The 20,512-nt window shown below is 55.5% G+C and carries 30 protein-coding genes and 1 other RNA gene; 22 read left to right on the top strand and 9 right to left on the bottom strand.

What is annotated here, in order from left to right; translation table 11 throughout:
- The first annotated feature begins 114 nt into the window (after positions 1-114).
- Positions 115-630 carry a DUF1543 domain-containing protein gene (locus ADK28_RS01955; protein ID WP_048794739.1) on the top strand — a complete coding sequence of 172 codons (516 nt, stop codon included), beginning with the start codon at positions 115-117 and terminating at the stop codon, positions 628-630.
- Here the strand turns inward: ADK28_RS01955 and ADK28_RS01950 are convergent.
- Positions 625-1,551 carry a LysR substrate-binding domain-containing protein gene (locus tag ADK28_RS01950; protein ID WP_033639560.1) on the bottom strand — a complete coding sequence of 309 codons (927 nt, stop codon included), beginning with the start codon at positions 1,549-1,551 and terminating at the stop codon, positions 625-627. The two genes, ADK28_RS01955 and ADK28_RS01950, sit on opposite strands and share 6 nt — an antisense overlap.
- Positions 1,552-1,636: 85 nt before the next feature.
- On the opposite strand from ADK28_RS01950, the gene ADK28_RS01945 reads away from it, so the two are divergent.
- The gene (locus ADK28_RS01945) at positions 1,637-2,134 is read left to right on the top strand and encodes a GNAT family N-acetyltransferase (protein WP_048794738.1); all 498 of its coding nucleotides are present in this window, start codon (positions 1,637-1,639) and stop codon (positions 2,132-2,134) included.
- A 73-nt stretch (positions 2,135-2,207) separates the two neighbouring features.
- Here ADK28_RS01945 and ADK28_RS01940 read toward each other — a convergent pair whose 3' ends face one another.
- Positions 2,208-2,942 carry a class I SAM-dependent methyltransferase gene (locus ADK28_RS01940; protein WP_048794737.1) on the bottom strand — a complete coding sequence of 245 codons (735 nt, stop codon included), beginning with the start codon at positions 2,940-2,942 and terminating at the stop codon, positions 2,208-2,210.
- A gap of 100 nt (positions 2,943-3,042) precedes the next feature.
- On the opposite strand from ADK28_RS01940, the gene ADK28_RS01935 reads away from it, so the two are divergent.
- The 4 genes from ADK28_RS01935 to ADK28_RS01920 all read left to right on the top strand — a co-directional run bounded on the left by ADK28_RS01935 (position 3,043) and on the right by ADK28_RS01920 (position 6,202).
- Complete coding sequence (locus ADK28_RS01935) at positions 3,043-3,495, top strand: GNAT family N-acetyltransferase (RefSeq protein ID WP_082172235.1); 453 nt, start codon at positions 3,043-3,045, stop codon at positions 3,493-3,495.
- A 112-nt stretch (positions 3,496-3,607) separates the two neighbouring features.
- Entirely contained in the window at positions 3,608-4,018 is a 411-nt protein-coding gene (locus tag ADK28_RS01930) for a DUF2946 domain-containing protein (RefSeq protein WP_033639566.1), read from the top strand.
- Positions 4,019-4,137: 119 nt separating this feature from the next.
- Positions 4,138-5,751, top strand: a complete 1,614-nt coding sequence (locus ADK28_RS01925; protein WP_082172233.1) for a DUF2534 family protein — start codon at positions 4,138-4,140, stop codon at positions 5,749-5,751.
- A gap of 103 nt (positions 5,752-5,854) precedes the next feature.
- Positions 5,855-6,202 carry a DUF6404 family protein gene (locus ADK28_RS01920; protein WP_048794734.1) on the top strand — a complete coding sequence of 116 codons (348 nt, stop codon included), beginning with the start codon at positions 5,855-5,857 and terminating at the stop codon, positions 6,200-6,202.
- A 97-nt stretch (positions 6,203-6,299) separates the two neighbouring features.
- Here the strand turns inward: ADK28_RS01920 and ssrA are convergent.
- Positions 6,300-6,663: a transfer-messenger RNA gene (gene ssrA, locus ADK28_RS29395) on the bottom strand.
- A gap of 49 nt (positions 6,664-6,712) precedes the next feature.
- A complete protein-coding gene (gene smpB / locus ADK28_RS01915) occupies positions 6,713-7,195 on the bottom strand; it encodes an SsrA-binding protein SmpB (protein ID WP_016929804.1) in 483 nt (160 codons plus the stop codon).
- A gap of 161 nt (positions 7,196-7,356) precedes the next feature.
- Between smpB and ADK28_RS01910 the strand changes: the two genes are divergently transcribed.
- Both ADK28_RS01910 and ADK28_RS01905 read left to right on the top strand, forming a co-directional pair.
- Positions 7,357-7,791 (top strand): type II toxin-antitoxin system RatA family toxin, encoded by a 435-nt coding sequence (locus ADK28_RS01910; protein ID WP_004929096.1) that lies wholly within the window; start codon positions 7,357-7,359, stop codon positions 7,789-7,791.
- On the top strand, positions 7,784-8,068 hold the full coding sequence (locus ADK28_RS01905; RefSeq protein WP_004929098.1) for an RnfH family protein: 285 nt from the start codon (positions 7,784-7,786) through the stop codon (positions 8,066-8,068). Before ADK28_RS01910 ends, ADK28_RS01905 begins: the two co-directional genes overlap by 8 nt.
- A 118-nt stretch (positions 8,069-8,186) precedes the next feature.
- Here ADK28_RS01905 and bamE read toward each other — a convergent pair whose 3' ends face one another.
- The 4 genes from bamE to ADK28_RS01885 all read right to left on the bottom strand — a co-directional run bounded on the left by bamE (position 8,187) and on the right by ADK28_RS01885 (position 10,671).
- Positions 8,187-8,525 carry an outer membrane protein assembly factor BamE gene (gene bamE, locus ADK28_RS01900; RefSeq protein ID WP_004929101.1) on the bottom strand — a complete coding sequence of 113 codons (339 nt, stop codon included), beginning with the start codon at positions 8,523-8,525 and terminating at the stop codon, positions 8,187-8,189.
- Between the two features lie 352 nt (positions 8,526-8,877).
- Positions 8,878-9,852: a phage integrase gene (locus ADK28_RS01895; protein WP_048794733.1), complete on the bottom strand. Its 975-nt coding sequence runs from the start codon at positions 9,850-9,852 to the stop codon at positions 8,878-8,880.
- Positions 9,853-9,862: 10 nt separating this feature from the next.
- Complete coding sequence (locus tag ADK28_RS01890; protein ID WP_048794732.1) at positions 9,863-10,225, bottom strand: DUF2511 domain-containing protein; 363 nt, start codon at positions 10,223-10,225, stop codon at positions 9,863-9,865.
- Between the two features lie 137 nt (positions 10,226-10,362).
- Entirely contained in the window at positions 10,363-10,671 is a 309-nt protein-coding gene (locus ADK28_RS01885; RefSeq protein WP_343286231.1) for a helix-turn-helix transcriptional regulator, read from the bottom strand.
- A gap of 86 nt (positions 10,672-10,757) precedes the next feature.
- On the opposite strand from ADK28_RS01885, the gene ADK28_RS01880 reads away from it, so the two are divergent.
- A complete protein-coding gene (locus tag ADK28_RS01880) occupies positions 10,758-11,105 on the top strand; it encodes a hypothetical protein (RefSeq protein ID WP_143128935.1) in 348 nt (115 codons plus the stop codon).
- 154 nt (positions 11,106-11,259) lie between these two features.
- Here ADK28_RS01880 and ADK28_RS31185 read toward each other — a convergent pair whose 3' ends face one another.
- Entirely contained in the window at positions 11,260-11,475 is a 216-nt protein-coding gene (locus tag ADK28_RS31185; protein WP_152929596.1) for a hypothetical protein, read from the bottom strand.
- A gap of 110 nt (positions 11,476-11,585) precedes the next feature.
- Between ADK28_RS31185 and ADK28_RS33395 the strand changes: the two genes are divergently transcribed.
- The 13 genes from ADK28_RS33395 to ADK28_RS01820 all read left to right on the top strand — a co-directional run bounded on the left by ADK28_RS33395 (position 11,586) and on the right by ADK28_RS01820 (position 20,381).
- Positions 11,586-12,170 (top strand): GPO family capsid scaffolding protein, encoded by a 585-nt coding sequence (locus ADK28_RS33395; protein ID WP_152929594.1) that lies wholly within the window; start codon positions 11,586-11,588, stop codon positions 12,168-12,170.
- 34 nt (positions 12,171-12,204) lie between these two features.
- Entirely contained in the window at positions 12,205-12,462 is a 258-nt protein-coding gene (locus ADK28_RS31180) for a hypothetical protein (RefSeq protein ID WP_152929593.1), read from the top strand.
- Positions 12,446-12,640, top strand: a complete 195-nt coding sequence (locus ADK28_RS31175; RefSeq protein WP_152929591.1) for a hypothetical protein — start codon at positions 12,446-12,448, stop codon at positions 12,638-12,640. The genes ADK28_RS31180 and ADK28_RS31175 overlap by 17 nt, the downstream gene beginning before the upstream one ends.
- Positions 12,641-12,651: 11 nt before the next feature.
- Positions 12,652-12,927: a hypothetical protein gene (locus ADK28_RS01865; protein ID WP_048794729.1), complete on the top strand. Its 276-nt coding sequence runs from the start codon at positions 12,652-12,654 to the stop codon at positions 12,925-12,927.
- Between the two features lie 121 nt (positions 12,928-13,048).
- Positions 13,049-13,351 carry a hypothetical protein gene (locus ADK28_RS01860; protein ID WP_048794728.1) on the top strand — a complete coding sequence of 101 codons (303 nt, stop codon included), beginning with the start codon at positions 13,049-13,051 and terminating at the stop codon, positions 13,349-13,351.
- A gap of 430 nt (positions 13,352-13,781) precedes the next feature.
- Positions 13,782-14,357, top strand: a complete 576-nt coding sequence (locus ADK28_RS01850) for a 3'-5' exonuclease (protein ID WP_048794726.1) — start codon at positions 13,782-13,784, stop codon at positions 14,355-14,357.
- Positions 14,354-14,593, top strand: a complete 240-nt coding sequence (locus ADK28_RS33585; protein WP_075202022.1) for a hypothetical protein — start codon at positions 14,354-14,356, stop codon at positions 14,591-14,593. Before ADK28_RS01850 ends, ADK28_RS33585 begins: the two co-directional genes overlap by 4 nt.
- Positions 14,587-14,835, top strand: a complete 249-nt coding sequence (locus ADK28_RS01845) for a hypothetical protein (RefSeq protein ID WP_048794725.1) — start codon at positions 14,587-14,589, stop codon at positions 14,833-14,835. The genes ADK28_RS33585 and ADK28_RS01845 overlap by 7 nt, the downstream gene beginning before the upstream one ends.
- Positions 14,828-15,682 (top strand): Dam family site-specific DNA-(adenine-N6)-methyltransferase, encoded by an 855-nt coding sequence (locus ADK28_RS01840; RefSeq protein WP_239686194.1) that lies wholly within the window; start codon positions 14,828-14,830, stop codon positions 15,680-15,682. The genes ADK28_RS01845 and ADK28_RS01840 overlap by 8 nt, the downstream gene beginning before the upstream one ends.
- Positions 15,679-15,939, top strand: a complete 261-nt coding sequence (locus ADK28_RS01835) for a DUF3850 domain-containing protein (protein ID WP_343286230.1) — start codon at positions 15,679-15,681, stop codon at positions 15,937-15,939. Before ADK28_RS01840 ends, ADK28_RS01835 begins: the two co-directional genes overlap by 4 nt.
- The gene (locus tag ADK28_RS01830) at positions 15,933-16,982 is read left to right on the top strand and encodes a phosphoadenosine phosphosulfate reductase family protein (RefSeq protein WP_193392112.1); all 1,050 of its coding nucleotides are present in this window, start codon (positions 15,933-15,935) and stop codon (positions 16,980-16,982) included. Before ADK28_RS01835 ends, ADK28_RS01830 begins: the two co-directional genes overlap by 7 nt.
- Entirely contained in the window at positions 16,979-19,552 is a 2,574-nt protein-coding gene (locus ADK28_RS01825; protein ID WP_053093506.1) for a replication endonuclease, read from the top strand. The genes ADK28_RS01830 and ADK28_RS01825 overlap by 4 nt, the downstream gene beginning before the upstream one ends.
- 133 nt (positions 19,553-19,685) lie before the next feature.
- A complete protein-coding gene (locus tag ADK28_RS01820; protein ID WP_048794723.1) occupies positions 19,686-20,381 on the top strand; it encodes a DNA adenine methylase in 696 nt (231 codons plus the stop codon).
- Positions 20,382-20,512 lie beyond the last annotated feature (131 nt).

Genomic DNA, 20,512 nt, shown 5'->3' with positions numbered 1-20,512 from the left:
CTCCACAACAGATTAAACCTCATCTATTGATAACACAGAATGGTGCCGCCGTTGGCAGGTGTTTCGTTATGCATTAGATTATATAGCGATTATCACCAAGGAGAGCAGACTAACATGCCGGGATTATTGATGTTTTATGTGGGCGGTACGGCGCCGGGCGCCAATATTGAGTTGCACGACGTGCAGTTTGCGGCGGCGGATCGGCCGGAAGAGGCGTATCCGCTGCTGCGCGAAAAGTGGTTCGGCGATAAGCGCAAGGTGCATGTCGACGGCTATGCGCGCATCGACTGGGCGGACGGTTACGACGTGAGCCTGGAGTCTGCGCCGTTCGCCGGTGAAGAGAAGCTGTTTTTCGTCAACGTGGGCGGCTACCGCAGCGATGAGCTGGCGGAACTGCACCAGTTCGGCCTGTTCGTGGCGCGCTCCGCCGACGAGGCGAAAGACAAAGCCAAACGGGTACTGCTGACTGACAGCGCGCAGCAGCACAAGGATGACCTGGCCGAGGTGGACGACTGTCTGCTGCTGCAGGCGCTGCAAGGCTACCACGTGCATCTGCGGGCCAACCCGCACGGGAAACCGGCCCGGCCGCTGTGGCAGGGATATCTGCCAATCGGCGAACCCGCGTTATAACGCCGCCAGCGCCTGCAGCTGTTGCTGCAACCAGCGGCAGGCCTCAGGCCGGCCGTTCTTGCGGTGCAGGTAGATTTTGATCTGATACGGCGGCACCGGAAACGGCAGGGGATGGATATCCAGCGCCGCCGCCTGCCGCAATTTTTGCGCGGCGTAACGCGGCATGCTCATCACCAGTTCGCTGTCGGCGACGATGAACGGCGCTCCCAGCAGCGAAGGCGTGCGGATGGCGATATCGCGCTGCAGCCCCAGTTTGTCGAGCTGGTAGTCAATGACGCCACGCTGTTCGTTCCACGGCGTCACCACCAGATGACGCGCCTGCAGGTAGTTTTCCAGCGTCAGCTCGCCGTATTTCGCGCTGAACGCGGGCGAACAGATCGCCACATACTCATCCTCCAGCCAGCTCACCTCGTCGATCTCCGGGTAGCTTTCGCCATCGGTTTCGGTAAAGCCCAGCGCGAAGTCGATGCGCCCCGCCAGCAGATCGTTCAGCGCCACCTTGCGCTCGGAATAGCGCAACTGAAACGATAACCCCGGCGCCAGGCGCTGCATCTGCGCCATCAGTGCGGGAAACACCGCGAAAGCGGTGTAATCGGTAATGGCGAAGGTGAAGCTCTCCCGGCTTTCGGTGGGGACGAAGCGCGGGCGCGGATGCAGCCCTTTGGCCAGCAGCGCCAGACTTTCGCTGACGGTCGGAGCCAGGCTGTCGGCATACACCGTCGGGTGCATGTCGTTGCCGACCCGGTAGAACAGCTCGTCCGCCAGCGCCTTGCGCAGCCGAATCAACGCGTGGCTCAGCGCCGACGCACTGAGGGCCAGCTCTGCTGCGGCGCGCGTCACCGATCGCAGCCGATAGACCGCTTCGAACACTAGCAGCAGGTTGAGATCGAGGCGCTTCAAATCCAGATGCATAATATTCATTACCTGTTGATGAAAATGCAGTTCATACAGTATTTGAGGCGCGATATGCTGGCAAGCACAGTCATCTATACACCCTGGATTTACCATGACCATTGAGATTTACCCGGCGCAAAAAAGCGACGCCAAACTGATTCTGGATATGATTATCGAGCTGGCGGTGTACGAAAAGGCGCGCGAGCAGGTGCTGGCCAGCGTGGAAGACATCGAACGCAGCTTGTTTGGGCCGGGCGCCTGTTCCGAAGCGCTGATTTGTACGGTGAACGGCGAGCCGGCGGGTTATGCGGTGTTCTTTATGAGTTACTCCACCTGGCTGGGTAAAAACGGCATCTATCTGGAAGACCTGTACGTGGCGCCGAAGCATCGCGGCGCGGGCGCCGGTAAAGCGCTGCTGCGGCACATCGCCCGGCTGGCGTGCGAACGGCAGTGCGGCCGCCTCGAGTGGAGCGTGCTGGACTGGAACCAACCGGCCATCGATTTCTACCTCAGCATCGGCGCGCAGCCGCAGGGCGAGTGGGTGCGTTATCGTATGGAGGGCGAGGCGCTGACGCACTTCGCGGCGCACGGGGCGGCGCTGCCGGCGTAACCGTCATTGGGGGGAGGCGGCCTCCCCAACTGTGGTGGTGTGAACGGTTTACTGCGGGTGAATCAGGTCAGGATCAGGCGGGTTTGCGGGCGGCGAGAATGAAGATCATCGGGCGCTCCTGCTCTTCGTCCAGCGCCGGGTTAGCGGCGATTTGCTGCGCGCTGGGGCCCCATTCGTTCAAATGCTGGATGATAAACCCTTGCTGCGCCAGCGGGTTGATATAGCCGCCGAGCGTGCGGTGCTGCTTGATGACGCCTTCCGCCAGCCAGTTGGAAACGCGCTGGCCTTCTCGCTGGTAGCCGTTGACCGGCCAGGATTTCTGCCCGTTGCCGTCGGTCAGCCAGCCCTGCTGCGCCGGGGCGGTATAGATCGGGTGCTCGGCGGTGAAGATGAACTGCCCGCCGGGTTTCAGCGCGGCGTAAACCGTGGCGAACAGCGCGGGCAAATCCTCGAGGTAGTGCAGCGTCAGTGAGCTGTAGACCAGGTCGTAACTTTCCGGCGGCAGCTGCAGCTGCGCCAAATCCTGCCGACGGTACTCGATACCCGCGTCGGCGGTCATCTCCCGCGCCTTGGCCAGCATTTTTTCCGAAACGTCCAGCCCCAGCACGCTGGCTGCGCCCTGTTCGCGCGCGCTGCGGCAGAACCAGCCGTAGCCGCAGCCGAGATCGACCACGCTTTTTCCCTGCAAATCCGGCAGGATGCGGCGGATGGCGGGCCATTCCGGCGCGCCGTCCAGACCGTGCTGCGAGCGGCTGAGCTGCGCATAGCCGTCGAAGAAAGCCTGATTGTCATAGATATTTTGCGTCATGATGACTCCTTGGGGTGAATGACGGCGGCGGAATGCCGCTGCCATACCCTGCATATTGCTGCATAATTCTACGCTGACAACATGAATAACGGGAATGACGATGGACATAATTTCGGTGCGGCAAGCGCCCGAGCTGGCGCCGCGCGCCATTGCGTATTTTCAGCGGCACTGGGCCACGGCAGAGACGCTGATGATGTATGAAGACGCCATCAACCGCAGCCTCGGCGCTGCCAACCCGCTGCCGCAGTGGTACCTGCTGATGGAAAATGACCAGATCCTCGGCTGCGCGGGGCTCATCACCAACGACTTTATCAGCCGTGGGGAGTTGTATCCCTGGCTGTGCGCGCTCTACGTAGAAGAGACGCAGCGCGGCCGAGGCTACGGCGCCAAACTGATTGAGCATGTAGCGGCGGAAACCCGCCGGCTGGGCTTCCCGCAGCTGCACCTGTGCACCGATCTGGAAGGATACTACGAGCGCAGCGGTTTCGTTTATAACGGGCTCGGCTATCACCCCTGGGGCGAGGCCTCGCGGGTCTATTCGCGGGTGCTGTGATCGCCGCCGCCGTGTAAGACAAACCTGACTTTTCATTCACCTTATCGCGCCTCGCGGGTTACACTGGCCGCTTGTTCGCCACCGACCGGGTTAATTCGCCGCCGCGATGAGAGTGCCACGCCAGCTACCGCAACGCTTCACCGCCTGCATCGCCATTATGGCGGTGCTGTTGCTGTTTGTGGCTCCGGTGGTGTCGAAATCGCTGATGCACCATCAGATGATGGGCGGCATGATGCAAACGGACGCCGCCATGCCGCACGACATGCACGGGATGGCGATGCCCGCCGCCGAGTATGCCGGCCACCACGGCATGGACTCGGCGGAGATGATTTTCTGCGGCTACTGCGAGCTGCTGATCCACGTGCCGCTGCTGTTGTGGGTATTCGTCCCGCTGCTGTGGCTGATGACGCGCATCGCGCGCCTGCCTTGCGCGCCGCGCATCGTCCCCCCGCCCATTCGGCGCCTTGCTCTGCGGCCAAGCCCGCGCGGGCCGCCCGGCCAGCCGTTTTTCCTTATTGCTTGATCATGGGTAACGCCGTTCGTATCGCTGCGGACGGTTTGCCTGCGCGCACAGTTTGAAAAACGAGAAAGGCCATGTCTTCGATAACCAAAACTCCACCTGCCGCATCGCCGAGAGGCGCGATGCTGAACCTGATCAGACGGCTGCATTTTTATATCGGCCTGCTGGTCGCCCCTTTTATTCTGGTCGCCGCACTGACCGGCACGCTGTATGTGCTGACCCCGCAGCTTGAAGAGGCGCTGTATCGCGATGCGCTGTCTACCGATCCGCACGGGCACGCGAGATCGCTGGCCGACCAGATCGCCGCCGCCCGCCGTGTGGCGGGTGACGAGGCGCGCATTTACGCCGTGCGCCCGGCGCCCGGTGCAACGGACACCACGCGTGTGCAGTTCGTCGGCGCCGATCTGGGCGCTTCCGAGTCGCGCGCGCTGTTTGTCGATCCTTACACTCTGGCAATCAAGGGGGATATGACGGTGTACGGCACCTCCGGCGTGCTGCCGCTGCGCACCTGGCTGGACAAGCTGCACAGCAGCCTGCTGCTCGGCGACCTGGGCCGCAATTACAGCGAGCTGGCGGCCTCCTGGCTGTGGGTGGCCGCCTTGGGCGGCGTGGCGCTGTGGCTGGCGACGCGGCCGAAGCGCAAGCTGAAAAGGCCGAAAGGGGGCTTTGCCGCCAGCCGCCATTGGCATATCACGCTGGGCGTGGCGCTGCTGGCCGGGCTGCTGTTCTTCTCGGCCACCGGGCTGACCTGGTCGCAGTGGGCCGGCGGCAACATCGACACGCTGCGGGCCAACCTGGGCTGGCTGACGCCGCAGGTCAACGCCAGCCTGCAGGCCGATGCGCCGCAGACGCCGGCCGATCCGCACGCCGAGCACCGCCTTATGATGCCGGGCATGGAGATGAACCCTGCCGCACAGACCAATGCGCTGAATGGCGACTGGGATCGGGCGCTGCACGCCGCGCGCGCCGCCGGAATAGACGCCGCTAAGGTCGAGCTGCGTCAGCCGAAAGGCGAGGGCAAAGCCTGGACGGTGACCGAAGTAGATCGCAGTTGGCCGACGCAGGTGGACGCGGTCGCCATCGCGCCGCAAAGCTTCGCCGTCGTCGATCAGGTGCGGTTCGACACTTTCCCGCTCATCGCCAAACTGACCCGCTGGGGCATCGACGCCCACATGGGCATTCTGTTCGGCTTGCCGAATCAGCTGCTGCTGGCGGCGTTCGGCCTCGGGCTGTGCCTGATGATTGTGCTGGGTTACCGCATGTGGTGGAGTCGCCGCCCGGCGGCGGGTGCGCAGCATCCGGTGCAGACGCTGGTTGCCGCCTGGCTGGCGCTTTCCCTGCCTGCGCGCGCCGGCACGCTGCTGGTAGCAGCGGCGCTGGGTTATTGCCTGCCGGTAATGGGCGTGAGCCTCGCGGCGTTGCTGCTGGTGGACGTATGGCGCTGGCGCGGCCAGCGGCAAGGCCAGCGGGATGAAACGCCGGAAGCGGCCGCTCGCCGCGCCGAGGTGCGCAAGTTCCGCGCGGCGGTGGCGACGGTGGCGGTAGCGGTCGGTTGCGTGATGGGCCGTGCGATCCTCGGCGGCACCGTCGAACAGTTTCAGCTGCCGATCGGCGACTGGAGCGCCCAGATGGTGATCATGCAGAGCCTGATGGTGTTGCTGTATACGCTGGTGTTCACCCTGTTGCTTTCCATTCCGCTGTGGTATTTCTTCCTGGGGGAAAAAGAGGGGCGGTGAGGTAGCGTCCGGCATGCCTACGGGCATGCCGGATATTTGGTAATGGGGCTTAAGCGCGTATCATCTCACCGGATGGGTAATTTCCACTGAAAGGAAGCGAACGATGACGTTTAAACAACAAAGGGATAAGGCGATAGCGCTGATGGAGGAAAAGAAGATGTGGCGGAGTAATTATGCGCCGCCAATATTGCGCTTGCTGTGGCGAATGGACGTGAATATGCCACCGCCGCCGTTTGCGCCTTTCTGGCTGAATATGCTGTTCTTCGGCATTTGGTTTGGCCCACTGTGGGGCGTGCTGATGTGGTTCATGGTATGGAAAAATCAGGGATATACCGGTGAAGATGCCCTGATATTAAGCCTCGCCGCCGGCCTGCTGTTTGGCTTTTTTATGGCGCTTTTCCACTATTGGCGAAAAAAGGCGAACAGGTTGCCGGACTGGAACGATCTTTGACACGTTGGTGACGAACAGACACAAAAAAGCCCGCAACCGAAGTTGTGGGCTTTTTCGCTATTATCGCCGGGTCTATCTGGTTCACTGGCGACGTATTTGGTGGAGCTGGGGGGATTTGAACCCCCGTCCGAAATTACTACACCGTCGGCACTACATGCTTAGTCCAATCTTTACATTCGCCGGCCAGCTGCGGATGGACACGCTACTGACAGACTAGCCTGATTGAGTTTAACGCTTCAGCCCCAGGCAGGACGTCCACGCGATCTCTTTTGGGTTTGACCTCTCTTGATCCCCGTCCTAAGAGCGGAGGCTAGGGAGAGAGGGCTCTAAGCAGGGTATTAAGCTGCTAAAGCGTAGTTTTCGTCGTTTGCGACTATTTTTTTGCGGCTTTTTACGAGGCCAACCGCCCCTCGGCATGCTCCTAGGGCTTCGCAAATCCCGTCGAATCCAGAATCAGCCCCAAGTAACTTTGTGCAGTATACCAGAAGTTTACCTCGATAAGCCAGCGGCTTAACGATTGGCGTGCTTCATGATACGGGCTTTCGCCGTCTGCCATTCGCGATCTTTGATGTCATCGCGTTTGTCGTGCTCTTTCTTGCCTTTGGCTACGCCGATCTTGATCTTGCTCCAGGCATTTTTCCAATACAGGGACAAGGCCACCACGGTGTAACCGTCGCGGTTGACGCGGCCGAGCAGGGTGTCCAGCTCGCGTCGGTTCAGCAGCAGTTTACGGGTACGCGTCGGATCGCACACCACATGCGACGAAGCCACGTTGAGCGGGGTGATGGTGGCGCCAAACAGATAGGCTTCACCGTCACGGAACGTCACGTAGCTGTCGCTGAGGTTGGCTTTGCCGGCACGCAGCGATTTAACTTCCCACCCTTGCAGCGACAGGCCCGCCTCGAATTCTTCTTCAATGAAGTATTCGAAACGCGCGCGCTTGTTTTGGGCAATGGTGGCGGAACCGGGTTTGTGTGCTTTTTTCTTTGTCATAGTGCGTTCATTATACTGGATGCTTCAGCGAAAGAAATCCTTTCCCGTTCAGCACCTGCGCAATTTTTCGCATTTTTGGTGCCCTCATCCCGTAGCAGATTTTTTGTTTGCCGCCAGATAAATGATATTATCTGTACGTTTTATGTCTTACAGGAAATGATATGCCCCAGATCAGTCGGTCTGCATTAGTGCCGTTCAGCGCCGAGCAGATGTATCAGTTGGTTAACGATGTTCATTCTTATCCCGATTTTCTGCCAGGCTGCACTGGCAGCCGGGTGCTTAACGCTACCTCCAACGAGATGACCGCCGCGGTGGACGTCGCCAAGGCCGGTATCAGCAAGACCTTCACCACGCGCAATACGCTGCTGGATAACCAGAGCATCAATATGCAGCTGGTCGATGGCCCGTTCCGCAAGCTGATGGGTGGTTGGCAGTTCACACCGCTGAGCGAAGAGGCCTGCAAGGTGGAGCTGCACCTGGACTTCGAGTTCACCAACAAACTGATTGAGCTGGCGTTCGGCAAGGTGTTCAAAGAGCTGGCGGGCAGCATGGTGCAGGCATTCACCCAACGGGCGAAAGAGGTCTACAGTGTCTGACATCCAGGTCGAGGTGGTGTACGCCTTGCCGGAGCGGCAGTACCTGCGCAAGGTGAAGCTGGCCGAAGGCAGCAGCGTTGAGCAGGCGATCCAGGCTTCGGGCCTGCTGGAGCTGCGCCAGGATATCGATCTCAAGAGCAACAAAATCGGCATCTACAGCCGCCCGGCCAAGCTGGGCGATACGCTGAACGACGGCGACCGGGTGGAGATTTACCGGCCGCTGATCGCCGATCCGAAAGAGCTGCGCCGGCAACGGGCAGAAAAGGCAAAAAAATAAGGCGCTTATAGCGCCTTATTTTTTTATCTGAAACTGATTTTCTCTTCCGCGTTGCAGCCTGCGACTGTCATGAGGAACACCATGCCCCCTCATGGGCCGGAAGAGCGGGCGACGCCGATTACTTGGTCAGCGCCGGTTTGTTCTGGATATCGGTCAACACGCCTGCGCTGTCGAAGGTCAGCGTCAGCGTCTGCTGGGTGATATCTTCATGGCCAGGCTGCTGACGGAACACATAGAACCACGTTTGCGTTCCAAACGGGTCTTGCAGCATTGGGGTGCCCAATGTGTAAGCGACCTGTTGTTGGGTCATCCCTTTCTGAATTTTCGCCACGTCGGTCGACGTCAGGTAGTTCCCCTGGTTGATGTCAGGACGATAAACCACCTTTTCAAAAGTAGAACAGCCTGCAGTCAGCATCACAAGAACTACAGCGGCGGCAGTCAGCGTTTTACAGCGCATAGTAATCACATTCCTTTAGGGCATAGGATGCCGATGATAATAGACCTTGCGGCAGTTGGAAACCTTTATACCCTTCATCTTTCACGTTGCGACGCATTGGCTTTCCTTTAGCACCTCAAGCGCTTGGCCTTTTTCAGGCTGTTGAGATGGCTTTGGATCACCGCCGCGCCGCACTTTAGATATTTCTCGGGCCAACAGCGTCACTGTCAGACCGCAGGAAAGTGAAAAAGTTGAGCATATTTATTCGACTTGTTAAAAATCAATAAGTTACAGGTCTATCAATCAGTTGCAGCGGAAACTAAACCAACCTAACACAACCTAAAACAAACCAGTTGGGCCAGAATGTGGACACTCATAGGGCAACCAGTGGGTTGAGTTTTACCGCGTCAATTAGATGCTCCGGGGCAAAGTGCGCATAGATCATTGTTTGCGTGATGGTACGGTGGCCCAAGATTTTTTGCAGGGTAAGAATGTTGCCCCCGCTCATCATGAAGTGACTTGCAAACGTGTGCCTGAAAACGTGTGTTGCTTGGCCTTCCGGCAAATCAGGAGCGACACGCTTGATCAGCTCTCGAACCTCTTCATAACTAACACTCGGGAATAGGGTCTCCTGCTCGCCTACGGATATTTCTTCGTACAGTTCAGGGGAGATTGGCACAGTTCGAGCGTATCCGTTTTTGGTTTTTGAGAAGGTAACCCGATTCATTGAAAGGTGAGAACGCCGCAGGGTTGCCGCCTCCATCCATCGCGCGCCAGTGGCAAGACATATCTTTACAACCTTGAGGTTGTCGCCGCTGAGTTCATTAAGCAAAAGTGTGATTTGGTTTTTGCGAAGATAGCCCATCTCTTTATCTTCGAGTTTTAATGCTTTGAAACCAGTTAGAGGGTGAGGCGCTGGATAATGGCCGAGTTCAATCAATACGGTAAAGACACCGCTGATATTGTCCCTTTCATGATTTACTGTCGCCTTACTTCTGCCCTGAGCAAGTCGCTGTGAGCGGTACTCTGATAGGAAAGCCGGTGTGATACTGCTTGCTGTCGGATTTCCAAGACGAACACAGATGCCTTTCAGCGCCGTGTACGTCACCTCGCCACTTCGCATTGTTTGGCCTTTGTGTGTCCACCATAGTTCGATTAAGTCCAAAAAAGTGCGCGTATCTTTTGGTTTTTCCAACCAGTCTTTATTGTTCTGTGTGGCGATAACCCAGCGCTCGAATTGCTGGGCCTCTGCTTTGGTTTGAAACTTCCGACGGACTCTTTTGCCGGTTCGCCCTTGCGGGCGAACGTCGACCATCCAACCGTCACGACCTAATGATTTTATACCCATAATGCAGTTACTATTTAAGTAAGGGTTTAACGCAAAGATTCACTGCTTCATCTAATACATCACCTAGGCTCACCTTATACCCCATTGGGGAAGGGTCATTTAGCCACACAGACATTTCTGGTTCTAAGGGGAGCGCGTTGTTTTTTCGTAATGTTGCCGGCGTCAGCGCAGGCCCATTCAGGCCATAGAGTTGCCCGCTTTCATCATCTCGAATAAATGCCGCCGCCCGATCACATTCCAAGGTGCCCTTACTAAATGAGAAAGGCCACTCACCTTCAAAATTATCTTTCTCAAGGGTTTTGGTCTGATTAGCGATTGCAAGGGAAGAAAAGAATGTTGCAGCCAACAAAGTAACAATGGTTGTTTTTTTCATGCTTAAAACTCCTTTTTAAATTTCTTATTTCTCGTTTACATCAGCGTTTTGCGGAGCTGACTTGCTGTGTTATTCCCAGAAGTCATACCAGTGACAAAGGCCGCCGCGCCCCCAAGAAGTGTATATTTTATAGGCGATTAACCAACCTTCTTGGTTTGTTGGCGGTCTGATGTGTTGTTTGACCCATCAGGGGAGAGAGCCGGGGAAACCTGCCCCGCCGCTTCAGAGGTCTTATCACTCATTAACCACATCATGTACTTCTCAAATCTAGGATGGTTGATTACTTTATCAATGATTGAGAGTCCAACCTCTCTATGACCTGTTTCGTAATTCCTCACGCTGCTTAATGCAAGGCCAACTTCCTTCGCGAATGCCGCTTGTGTTAATCCTTCGGCTTTGCGGATGCACCTAAGTTTTTCTGCATGACTGCTTGACATACTACTCATGTGAAGACTATCCTCCATTTAGATACTCAACTGAGCATCATCTAAAGCAAGCGAAACCAATCTAAACCGATCCTAGAGGATAGCTCATGACGGCAACGCATAAAAGCGAACCAGCTAAAGCTGCGTCATCAAGAGGGCGTCGCATCACAAACTTACCGGCCAGCAATAGCCAGGAACGGGAAGCAATGGATCTCGCACTCGCGTACCTGACAGAAAAGGGGATTAAACCCCGAATGACCCTGAAAGAATTTGCCGAGTTTTTCGAAATGGATTTGCGGCAAGTGCAAAGTGACGCTGAAAGGGCTTATCTACCAATAGCCCCGCGCTCACTGCCTGGGCGCCGTGAATTACTGCAAGTTAATATGGTGGCTTATTACGCGCGCATGTATTTGGATGGCTTTAACCATTTAGATAAAGCTGCGGCATTCGGGTGAGGTGGCTGGCATGCATCATGCGATAATTCAAATCAACGAGAGAGACATCAATATGAAAATGAAACCAGGCGAAACAGGGTACCTCTGCTATCAGGGCGATATGAAAAACGCCACCTTGGTGGCGTTGATAGCGTTAAGTGAAGAAAAAAACAAATTACTTATTACGATTCCTGTTGATGTGATCCTGCAAAATCACAACAAGCTCTTCAACTTCATCCAGGCCAACCCCGACAAAAAAACGTTCGGTGGGAGGGATGGTGACTTCTTGGGGGAAAGCAAAACCAATAAAGGCCATTCCAGAATCACCTTCAATGTAGCCGTATTTTTCAGCAATGACATACGGATCGGTGCGGGTTTCCTTCTGTGACATAAATACTCCTTTTTGTCAGTTATTGTCATGCCCATGCTCCTGGCAGAGCGTAGTGGGCAAGCGAACCATACCATAGGATGATGCAATTGCCGTACGAGGGAGGGGAAGTAATGCAATATGCGGTAATAAAAGTCAGAACGCATACCAGTATTTACCGGGGTTTCAGTATCACCAAATTACCCAGGAAGAAAATGAACCCGGTCACTCGCTATCACGTCAGCCAGGGTGATCAGTCTTACGGTAAATTTGATGCGCAAGCTGAGGCAACTCACTATATCGATAGCCTGTACCGGCAGCTGAGCAATAAAAAACCAACTTGGTTTTTGGTTGCAATTGAAGGGCCGACAACCGACGGGCGTTTCGTTGAGGCTGATTGGCTTAAGCAGGCCGTCGCTAATTATAATCCTGAGAACTATCGAGTTAGGGTTGCACAGGATGCAATGAATTTTATTCCAGACTTCATAAGTGAAGTTGTTGATCTGGCGTGGCGGCTGAAAGATGGAAAAGTTGCGCTTTTTGCCAAATTTGCTGAGACAGCGTTATTACGCGACATTACCTATGAGGCAAATAAAAACCAACAACCTTTATATCCAGCCATTGAGCTTATGCCATTAGAGGATGATTTTCGACTTGTTGGGGTGCACCTTACGCGACAGCCAGTAATCCCGTGTGTAGACCCATTAAATTTTTTCTGACTCAGGCAATGTAATAATGAAATGGAGAGAAAGCATGGGTAACCCATTTTATGAAGCTGCAAATCTGGTTTTAGCACTACATACCGAACGTGCGAAATATACAAAACCGCAATATGCCACATCAGAGGTTAATTGGTTGGCGGGTAAATTGCAGGATCTGGCCGGGGTGGCTAAATGCGTTGGTGATGATAACGCCGGGTTTACCATTGATCGTGCTGCAAGCATGTGGGTTAACACCGGACGAAAACCAGCGCCATTCCCTACCGGAGATAGCAATGTTGAATTTTATTAATTCGCTCACATTAGAAGCAATTCAATGTCTCGCGATATTGGCAATTATCGCTGTGTTTTCGGGCGTGTTTATTATTCGTGATATACGCAATCGACGAGAAGCCAAACGCGCGGCATATCGACGAGAATATAAAGCTAGGAAAGAAGCAGTAGAGCGTAAAGCACGTCAGCAGCTTTGAGAGGAAAAATAATGAAACAAGCCTATAGCATTCTTATCAATGATTTATTGAAACAGTACCACTTTAAAAGCGACAACATGCGAGCTGCCTCTGCTGTTGCCGAGGAAGTCCGCCAATTCTCCCAAAACGATTATGCCTTCCGCCTGAGCGTTGGCCTTGAAGGGCTGCTTAGCACCGCACAGGCAGCCGGTGATCTGGAGTCGGCCGCGGATTTGGAGGCGCTGGTTTACCGTTGCAGCGCTGGCGATGTACCTCAACCATTTTGCGCAGATCGGTTCGCAGCTTAAGCCGGGTACGCCCGGCCCTATCTGAGAGTGCACCCTCCCATCAACGCGTGGGGGATTGGCGTCCGGGGTGCACTCCCAGATAGGCACAACTAGAGATTAGATCTTCAACAGGAGCGGAACCATGAGCGATATAACTCAAGCAGGCGGAAAACAAACCGGTCTACATATTAGCCTCAGAGAAGAAACTGGAAAAACGACGATCATTAGGTTTGATAAGGTTTTCTCAATACAGAATGATAAAAACACTCGTGGTTGCATGATTACTTCTATTTATGGCGGAACCGTTGTGCTTGCAATGTCAGCTGAAGCTGCAATGAGGCAATTAAGGGATGCTGTCAGTTTCATCAAAAAAGAGCATCCAGAATTTGCAGAAGAGATGGGGCGCTATATTTGTTGTTTGGAAATGGATGTTAAATGCGACTAGAAATCTAGCCGCATAAAATATTAAATGTCGAAGACTTCCATTTTTGATATTGATTGTGGGAATTTCTCTTTTATTTTCTCATTCAGAGTTTGCTGTAAAGAATTTACCTCGTGGATGTACGGGCTGTTAATTACAGGGGCTCGAATGGAGTTAACATATTCAACAAGAAGCTCTAGTTGAGCGATTATGTATTCTTCGTTGACCATATTCATATCCTTGTGGCTGTTGGTTTTTCGCCTGAGTCCTTACAAGAGTGGACAGCACCAGGCGGAGGCACAATACCACAGAACCATGCGCCGGGCATGGCTAAAACCCGGCACCTATTTCAGACGTTATTTATGAGTAACGTCTGAAATAGAAGAACACAACTAGTTAAAAAGGCGCATATACCGCGCCGGGCTTCGCTCACCTTGAAAATGAGGAATACGTTATGCGTCACATCATGTTGGATTTAGAAACCATGGACAACCGCCCCTCCGCCGCCATTGTGGCGATCGGGGCGGTGGCCTTCGACCTCGCCAGCGGCACGCTCGGCAAGCGCTTCTATCAGCGCGTCGATCTGGAAAATAGCCAGAAGCACGGCGGCACGATCGGCGCCGATACCGTCAAGTGGTGGCTACGCCAGAGCGCCGAGGCGCGCAGCGAGATCGCCACCGATGATGCCGTTACCCTCGGCTGCGCATTGGGCGAACTCCAGTGCTTCATCATGCGCAATGGCGCCATTGAAGACGTACGCATATGGGCTAAAGGAACTGATTTTGACCTGCCCATCATCAATACGGCACTTGCCAGCGTGGGCCTAACGCCCGTTTGGCGATTCTGGAACGCCCGCGATGTTCGCACTATCGAGGAAGCGGCTAAAGATGCAGGTATGGATCTGCACACCGCTGTGCCATTCGATGGCGCCAAACACAATGCGTTGGACGACGCCATTCATCAGGCAAAGACCGTTATTCACATCTGGAAGCACCTCATCGCGCCAAACCAGCAGAGCTTACAGTCATGAGGGCCAGACTATCAGGCCCGCCAGCTGACCCGCGCATATATCGGAAGGCCGCCGCTTTGCTTTCACGTTTTGACCGTGGTGAGAAGGTTTTCACGTACCTGACGCAGAGCGGGAATTTGAAAATAAATATTGGCTATCAGTGGCGGTTATTGAGCAGGGATAGCGGCCAGAACTGGCGACTGATGACGCACGAAAAATACAACCATCAGAAGGGAAGGAGCAAAAGAAGATGCTGAAGATACTCGCCATGCTCACGATAGCGGTTCTCGTTATTCAAATATTTGCACTTTACCGCAATGACTGGGTCTATCGGCAACGGTGTCGGGTCATGGATCAGTACGGCCCGCTTCTTTACGAGTTGCTCCCACCGTATCAAGTGATGCTCTGGAAAGTCTGGATCTGGAACGTCGATAGGTTCCTGCCTCATCCCCACGAAACGCACAAGTACACTCCGCCAGAGGAACGCGACTATGACTAAGAACCTGGCTGGTGTGACCGGTAAGATGAACCGCCCAGCGCTGAAATGGCTCGGCAGCAAAGCCCGCATCATCGACACACTGCGCCAGCATCTGCCGGAAGGTGGGCGTCTGGTTGAGCCGTTCGTCGGCTCCGGTGCGGTGTTCCTCAATACCGACTATGACAGCTATCTGCTGTGCGACATCAATGCCGATCTGATCAACTTCCACAACGTCGCAAAAAATCAGCCTGAAGTGCTAATTCGTGAAGCGCGCCACCTGTTCAACGAACACCCGGATCAGGCGGGCTATTACGCCGTGCGTGCTGACTTTAATCTGTGCTGCGACAGCAATTTCATCTACCGGGCTGCGCAGTTCCTCTACCTGAACCGCCACGGGTTCAACGGCGTTTGCCGCTACAACCTGCGAGGCGAGTTTAATGTGCCGTTCGGTCATCGAAAAGCGCCTTATTTCCCCGAGGTGGAGATCCGGGCATTTGCCGAGAAGGCGCAGGCCACAAAAGCGATTTTCCTGTGCCGCACCTTCCAGGAAGCGATCCGGATGGCGCAGGCCGGCGACGTGATTTATTGCGATCCGCCATACATCCCGGCCAGTACTACCGCCAACTTCACTAGCTACCACACCGACGGATTCACCAGCGCGCAGCAGGAAAAGCTGGCGCGTATGCTGCGCATCGCGGCAAAACGCGGCCGCCACGTTGTGGCCTCGAACAGCGAGACGGACGCAGCCAAAGCTCTGTACGCCGATTTCACTATTACCCCGATCACCGCCCGCCGCTCTGTCAGCGCCAAAGCTGCCAGCCGCGCAGACGCTGGCGAGATCATCGCGACTATGAGGGCGGCATCGTGAAAAAACATCACCTGAAGATCCACCCTGAACACCTCGCCGCCGTCATTTGTGGCGCGAAAAGAGCCGAATTCCGTATTAACGACCGTGACTTTGCCGTCGGCGATCTGCTGAGTCTGAACGGCTATACAAAGTTAGGCCACCTGGAAGGGTTTACCGGCGAGCACATCTGGGTGCGTATCACCCACATCACCGACCTGGCCGAATGGGCGCCGGGTTACGTGATGCTGAGTATCGAACGAGGGCCATTCAAATGCTGATACCTTCGCGTGCTATCTCATATCCGGCCGGAACGGCGCTGATCGACGATCGCGTCTTCGCTACCGACGCCATAAACGTGATCAGCATTTCCGGTGGAAAAGACAGCCTGGCGCAGTGGCTGTTTGCGCTTGCTGCCGGCGTCAAGATTATTCCCGCATTTGCCGATACCGGCCACGAACACCCGCTAACAATGGAATACCTGGATTATCTGGAATCCAAGTTGGGGCCGATTCGCCGCGTCAAAGCCGACTTTACTGCGCGCATCGAGGGTAAACGCCGGTTTATTGCAGAGCACTGGCCTGTATCACTAGTTACTGAATGCGGACTAACTGAACAAGAGGCGAAAAAGACCGTCGCGTTGGCGCTCGAAACACTTCACCCAACGGGTGTGCCATTCCTCGATCTTTGCATGTGGAAGGGCCGCTTTCCGTCCACAATGGCCCGCTTCTGCACATTCGAGTTAAAGCACATCCCGATCCGCGATCAGCTGGTTGCGCCTTTGCTGGACGAGTTCGACGAGGTGATCAGTTGGCAAGGGGTTCGGGCGCAGGAATCACCGCAACGCGCGGGATTGCCCGCGTGGGAAAACGATGCCGATAAAACGCCGGGCCTAAATATTTATCGGCCAATTCTCGATTGGAAACATGCCGACGTTTTCGCGATTGCCAAACACCACGGCATCAAGCCGAATCCGCTGTATACACAAGGCTGTAGCCGCGTCGGCTGCATGCCATGCATTCACGCACGCAAATCCGAGCTGGCAGAGATCTTTACCCGCTGGCCGGAGGAGATAGCCCGCGTTGCTCAATGGGAAAAGCTGGTCGCCGCTTGCTCTCGCCGCCAGAACAGCACTTTCTTTCCAGCTACTCAAGATCCGAAAAAGGCGGAAAGCCGAATCGAGTGCATCACGGTTGAATCGCATGGCATCGAAACTTATCGCGATTGGGCCCTAACCACCAGGGGCGGGCAGCAGTTCGATTTGATCGCCGCCATGAACGATCACACCGCTTGCAGTAGCGTTTACGCTGGCGTTTGCGAATGACTAAAAGCACCAAAGGCCGTCGCGAACCATCCCCGCCGCGCCCCTATCCGGGCCGCGGCGCAGTTGCTTCTGATTGGCCCTATCCCTGGAATGCCCCGAAACAGGGGATCAACCCGTACACCGAAGACACCGAAAAAGAGCTGAAACTCACCGTCGCGCAACGGCGCCGGCAGCGCTGGATTGAGGTCACCGCGGATCAGGAGCGCGATCGCGATTCGCAGCTTTCCATTCTGGCGGAACAGCGTCGCGGGGAAGGAAAGGTGCAGCTGGTGCTGGGTGCCCTGATGGCGCAGCCCGATTTTATCCGTTCACCATTGCTGGCGCGCATCAACGCCATTCGTAAGAGTAAGAAAGGCAACAGCGAGAAGCTTTCCCGTAATTACATTTTGCGGACGGTCAAGACGGTACTGACCCGCGTTGAGAAGATGCAGGACAAGCAACTAACCTTTGGCCTCCAATTGGTTGCCCGTCGTGAGCGGCTCGACGATCTGTTACGTCTACCTGAGCTGGACAAACGCGCGGTCAAATTGCTGGCAACTTTCACGGCTGCGCATTTTGAAACGCTGCTCGACCAGCAGTGCAAGAGCAGGCTTCCCACCGACGCCATGCCAGAAGAAATACTTCGTGTGTATGTTTCGCTGGGCACTGAGGCCGAACGCTTCAACGTGACGCCGCCCTGCTGGCATTCTCTGAACCCATACCTGCGCCGCCGCGGAGAACCGCCTTACGACAAGATCCCCGGCGCAATCGCCAGAATGTGCTGCGCTAACTGGTGGTTTACCAATCTGTGGGCGTTGCGCTGTCGCTGGCGTGAAGAGCTGCTGCGTGCCGCGGGGCTGGTGCGTAAACAGGATTCCGCCTACATCAGCGCCGATGCGCTGACACACTTCCGCGAACAACGTCGCCGCACCCGCGAATTTCTCAAGGCTTTCGAGCTGACCAACGATGACGGCTTTTCCATCGACCTCGAAGATGCTTATTACGCTGGCCCCAGCAACCCGCGCCACCGTCGCATAGAGATGATGACCACAGTCAAAGGCATGCAGGACATCGCTGAGATGCGCGGTGATTGCGCCGTTTGGTGCACCATCACTTGCCCATCGAAATATCACGCAACGTTGCAAGGTAGCGGTGCACCTAACCCGAAATGGAACACGTACACGGTTCGCGAAAGCAATGATTATTTGGTCAATCGCTTTTTCGCCAGCGTTCGAAAAAAACTGAATCGTCTCGGGCTCCGCTGGTACGGGATCCGAGTTGCCGAACCACACCACGACGGCACGGTTCATTGGCACATGATGGTGTTCTGCCGACCAGATGAACGCGACGACATTGTCGGCATCCTGCAAGAGTTTGCTATCCGTGACGATCGCGCCGAACTTGGCAACGACATAACCCCGCGCTTTGAAACTGAACTGATCACCGCAGAGAAGGGATCGCCAATCAGTTATATCGCGACCTACATCGGCAAGAACCTGGACGCCGAGCCTTTACGCAAACCGAACAAAGATACCGGCGAGCCGCCAATCGACCACGAAAGCGGCAAAAGCATGGCCGATACAGTCGAGCATGCGCTCGGCTGGGCCAGTCTGCACCGCGTGCACCAATTCCAGTTTTTCGGCATACCCTCGCGCCAGGTTTACCGCGAATTGCGCCGGCTGGCGACCCAGCTTGACCGCCAGGGCATTAGCGCCAAGAAAACCCAGCGGCTGAGTGATAAAGCCATGGATGACGTGATGAACGCCGCGGATGCCGGCTGCATCGCAACGTACATCTTGAAACAAGGTGGCGTTTTGACGCCGCGTAGCGATCACATCGTCCACACCGCCTACCTTCAGGCGGAAAAGCCTAACGATTACGGCGAACTCGGTATTCAGATCTTCGGTGTTTGGTCACCGATGCTCGGTGAGGCGTCGCGTATTTGCACCCACCCCGACACCTGGACACTGAAGCGCAAACGTAAACCGGCGGGCGGCGAAGCCGCACGCCTGGGGGTTGACGTTGAGGGCTGCGGCAAGGCCGCCGCCCCTTGGACTCGTGGCAATAACTGTCCGCCTGAGCAAAATCCAATCAAAGACGGCGGAAGTATAGGCGCGAGTGATCCGCATCGAGTACAGCCACCGACGACTGTGCCAGCTGACGAACCGGTTAACTTTGAAAACCTGAGCCGCAAAGAAAGGCGGGAGCTGTTCCGGCGGTTAAAAGCAACATCGAACACCAGCGATAAAGTGACGCCGGCGGTATTGCCTGGACTTGATCGACGGGTGGCAGAAGAAATACAGCGTAAGGCCATGCTACATAGGCAGCGGCAGGAAGGCTTGGTGCCTCGCGCTAAGCAAATCGCCGATTCAGCATCCAGTATCGGGATTGATTTGACCCATCAAGAAGCGATGGCGCTGGCTGCCGGTGCCACGTTCGAAGTCGGTAGCCAGAGATTCAGGGCGGGGCGAGAGGGCGAGCTATTGATAATGAAACAAAAATCACAACGCCCTACGCCGGAAGGGACGCAGCGCAAAGCGCAGGAGTTAATGCAGCGCCTGAACCATGTGCGTCACCTCGCTTCAGCATAGCTACGGATGTCTGTTCTGGCCATACCGGCAAATATAGACGGTTTCAACTGTACCAGCTGCTGTTGCCGGTACCGCATAGACAGCAATAGCTGTTCTGCAGCACGGTCAGTATCAACTATGGAGGCCCGATAAAATGGGGTATTTGGGGAGCAAGGCCGCGAGCGGTGCTTACCAGGCGATCATCAGCCAGATGCCGCCGCATGACACCTACATCGAAACGCACCTGGGTGGCGGCGCCATTATGCTGCGAAAACCGCCCGCGTCGTGCACGATCGGTTGGGACATTGACCCGGAAACCGTAGAGGCTTTTTGTGAAGATAATCCGGATTTTCTGGATGACCAGGCGGAACGCCTCATGATCGAAGTTGGCGACGCAGTGGAATTACTGCGCGCCACGCCGTTTGAAAAGTACGGCCGTACGCTGATCTACGTCGACCCGCCTTATCTGCCGGCAACCCGAACCAGCCGCGCGCGGTATCGTCACGAGTATACCGTCGACGATCATCACCGCCTGATCGACGTGCTGCGCACCGTGCCCGCCAATGTCATGATCTCCGGCTATCCGTCCGCGCTTTACGACGAGTTGCTCGGCGACTGGCGCAGCATCCAGTTTCAAGTGATGACCCGTGGCGGCCCGCGCACTGAGCAACTGTGGATGAATTTTACCGAGGGCGCCGCATACAGCCATGCTTTTGCCGGTGCCAACTACATCGACCGCCAGCGGATCAAACGAAAGGCGGAGCGCTGGGCCAAGAACTACAGCGCGCTACCGGCAGCCGAGCAAACGGCGATTTTGGCGGCTATGCTGCAAGTCCACGCGAAAGAGTGACTTCATGGTTTGACTTCATCTTTCAAAATGCACATAATGACTTCATAAGGTGACTTCACAGGATGCGAAATGAAAGAGCAGGTTTCAGCGTTAAGGAAGCGACAAAAAAGCACGTTAGAACAGATATTTAA

This window comes from Serratia sp. 506_PEND, from assembly GCF_001076875.1.
Classification (GTDB): domain Bacteria; phylum Pseudomonadota; class Gammaproteobacteria; order Enterobacterales; family Enterobacteriaceae; genus Serratia; species Serratia marcescens.
This window is presented reverse-complemented; position numbering and strand designations above follow the sequence as displayed.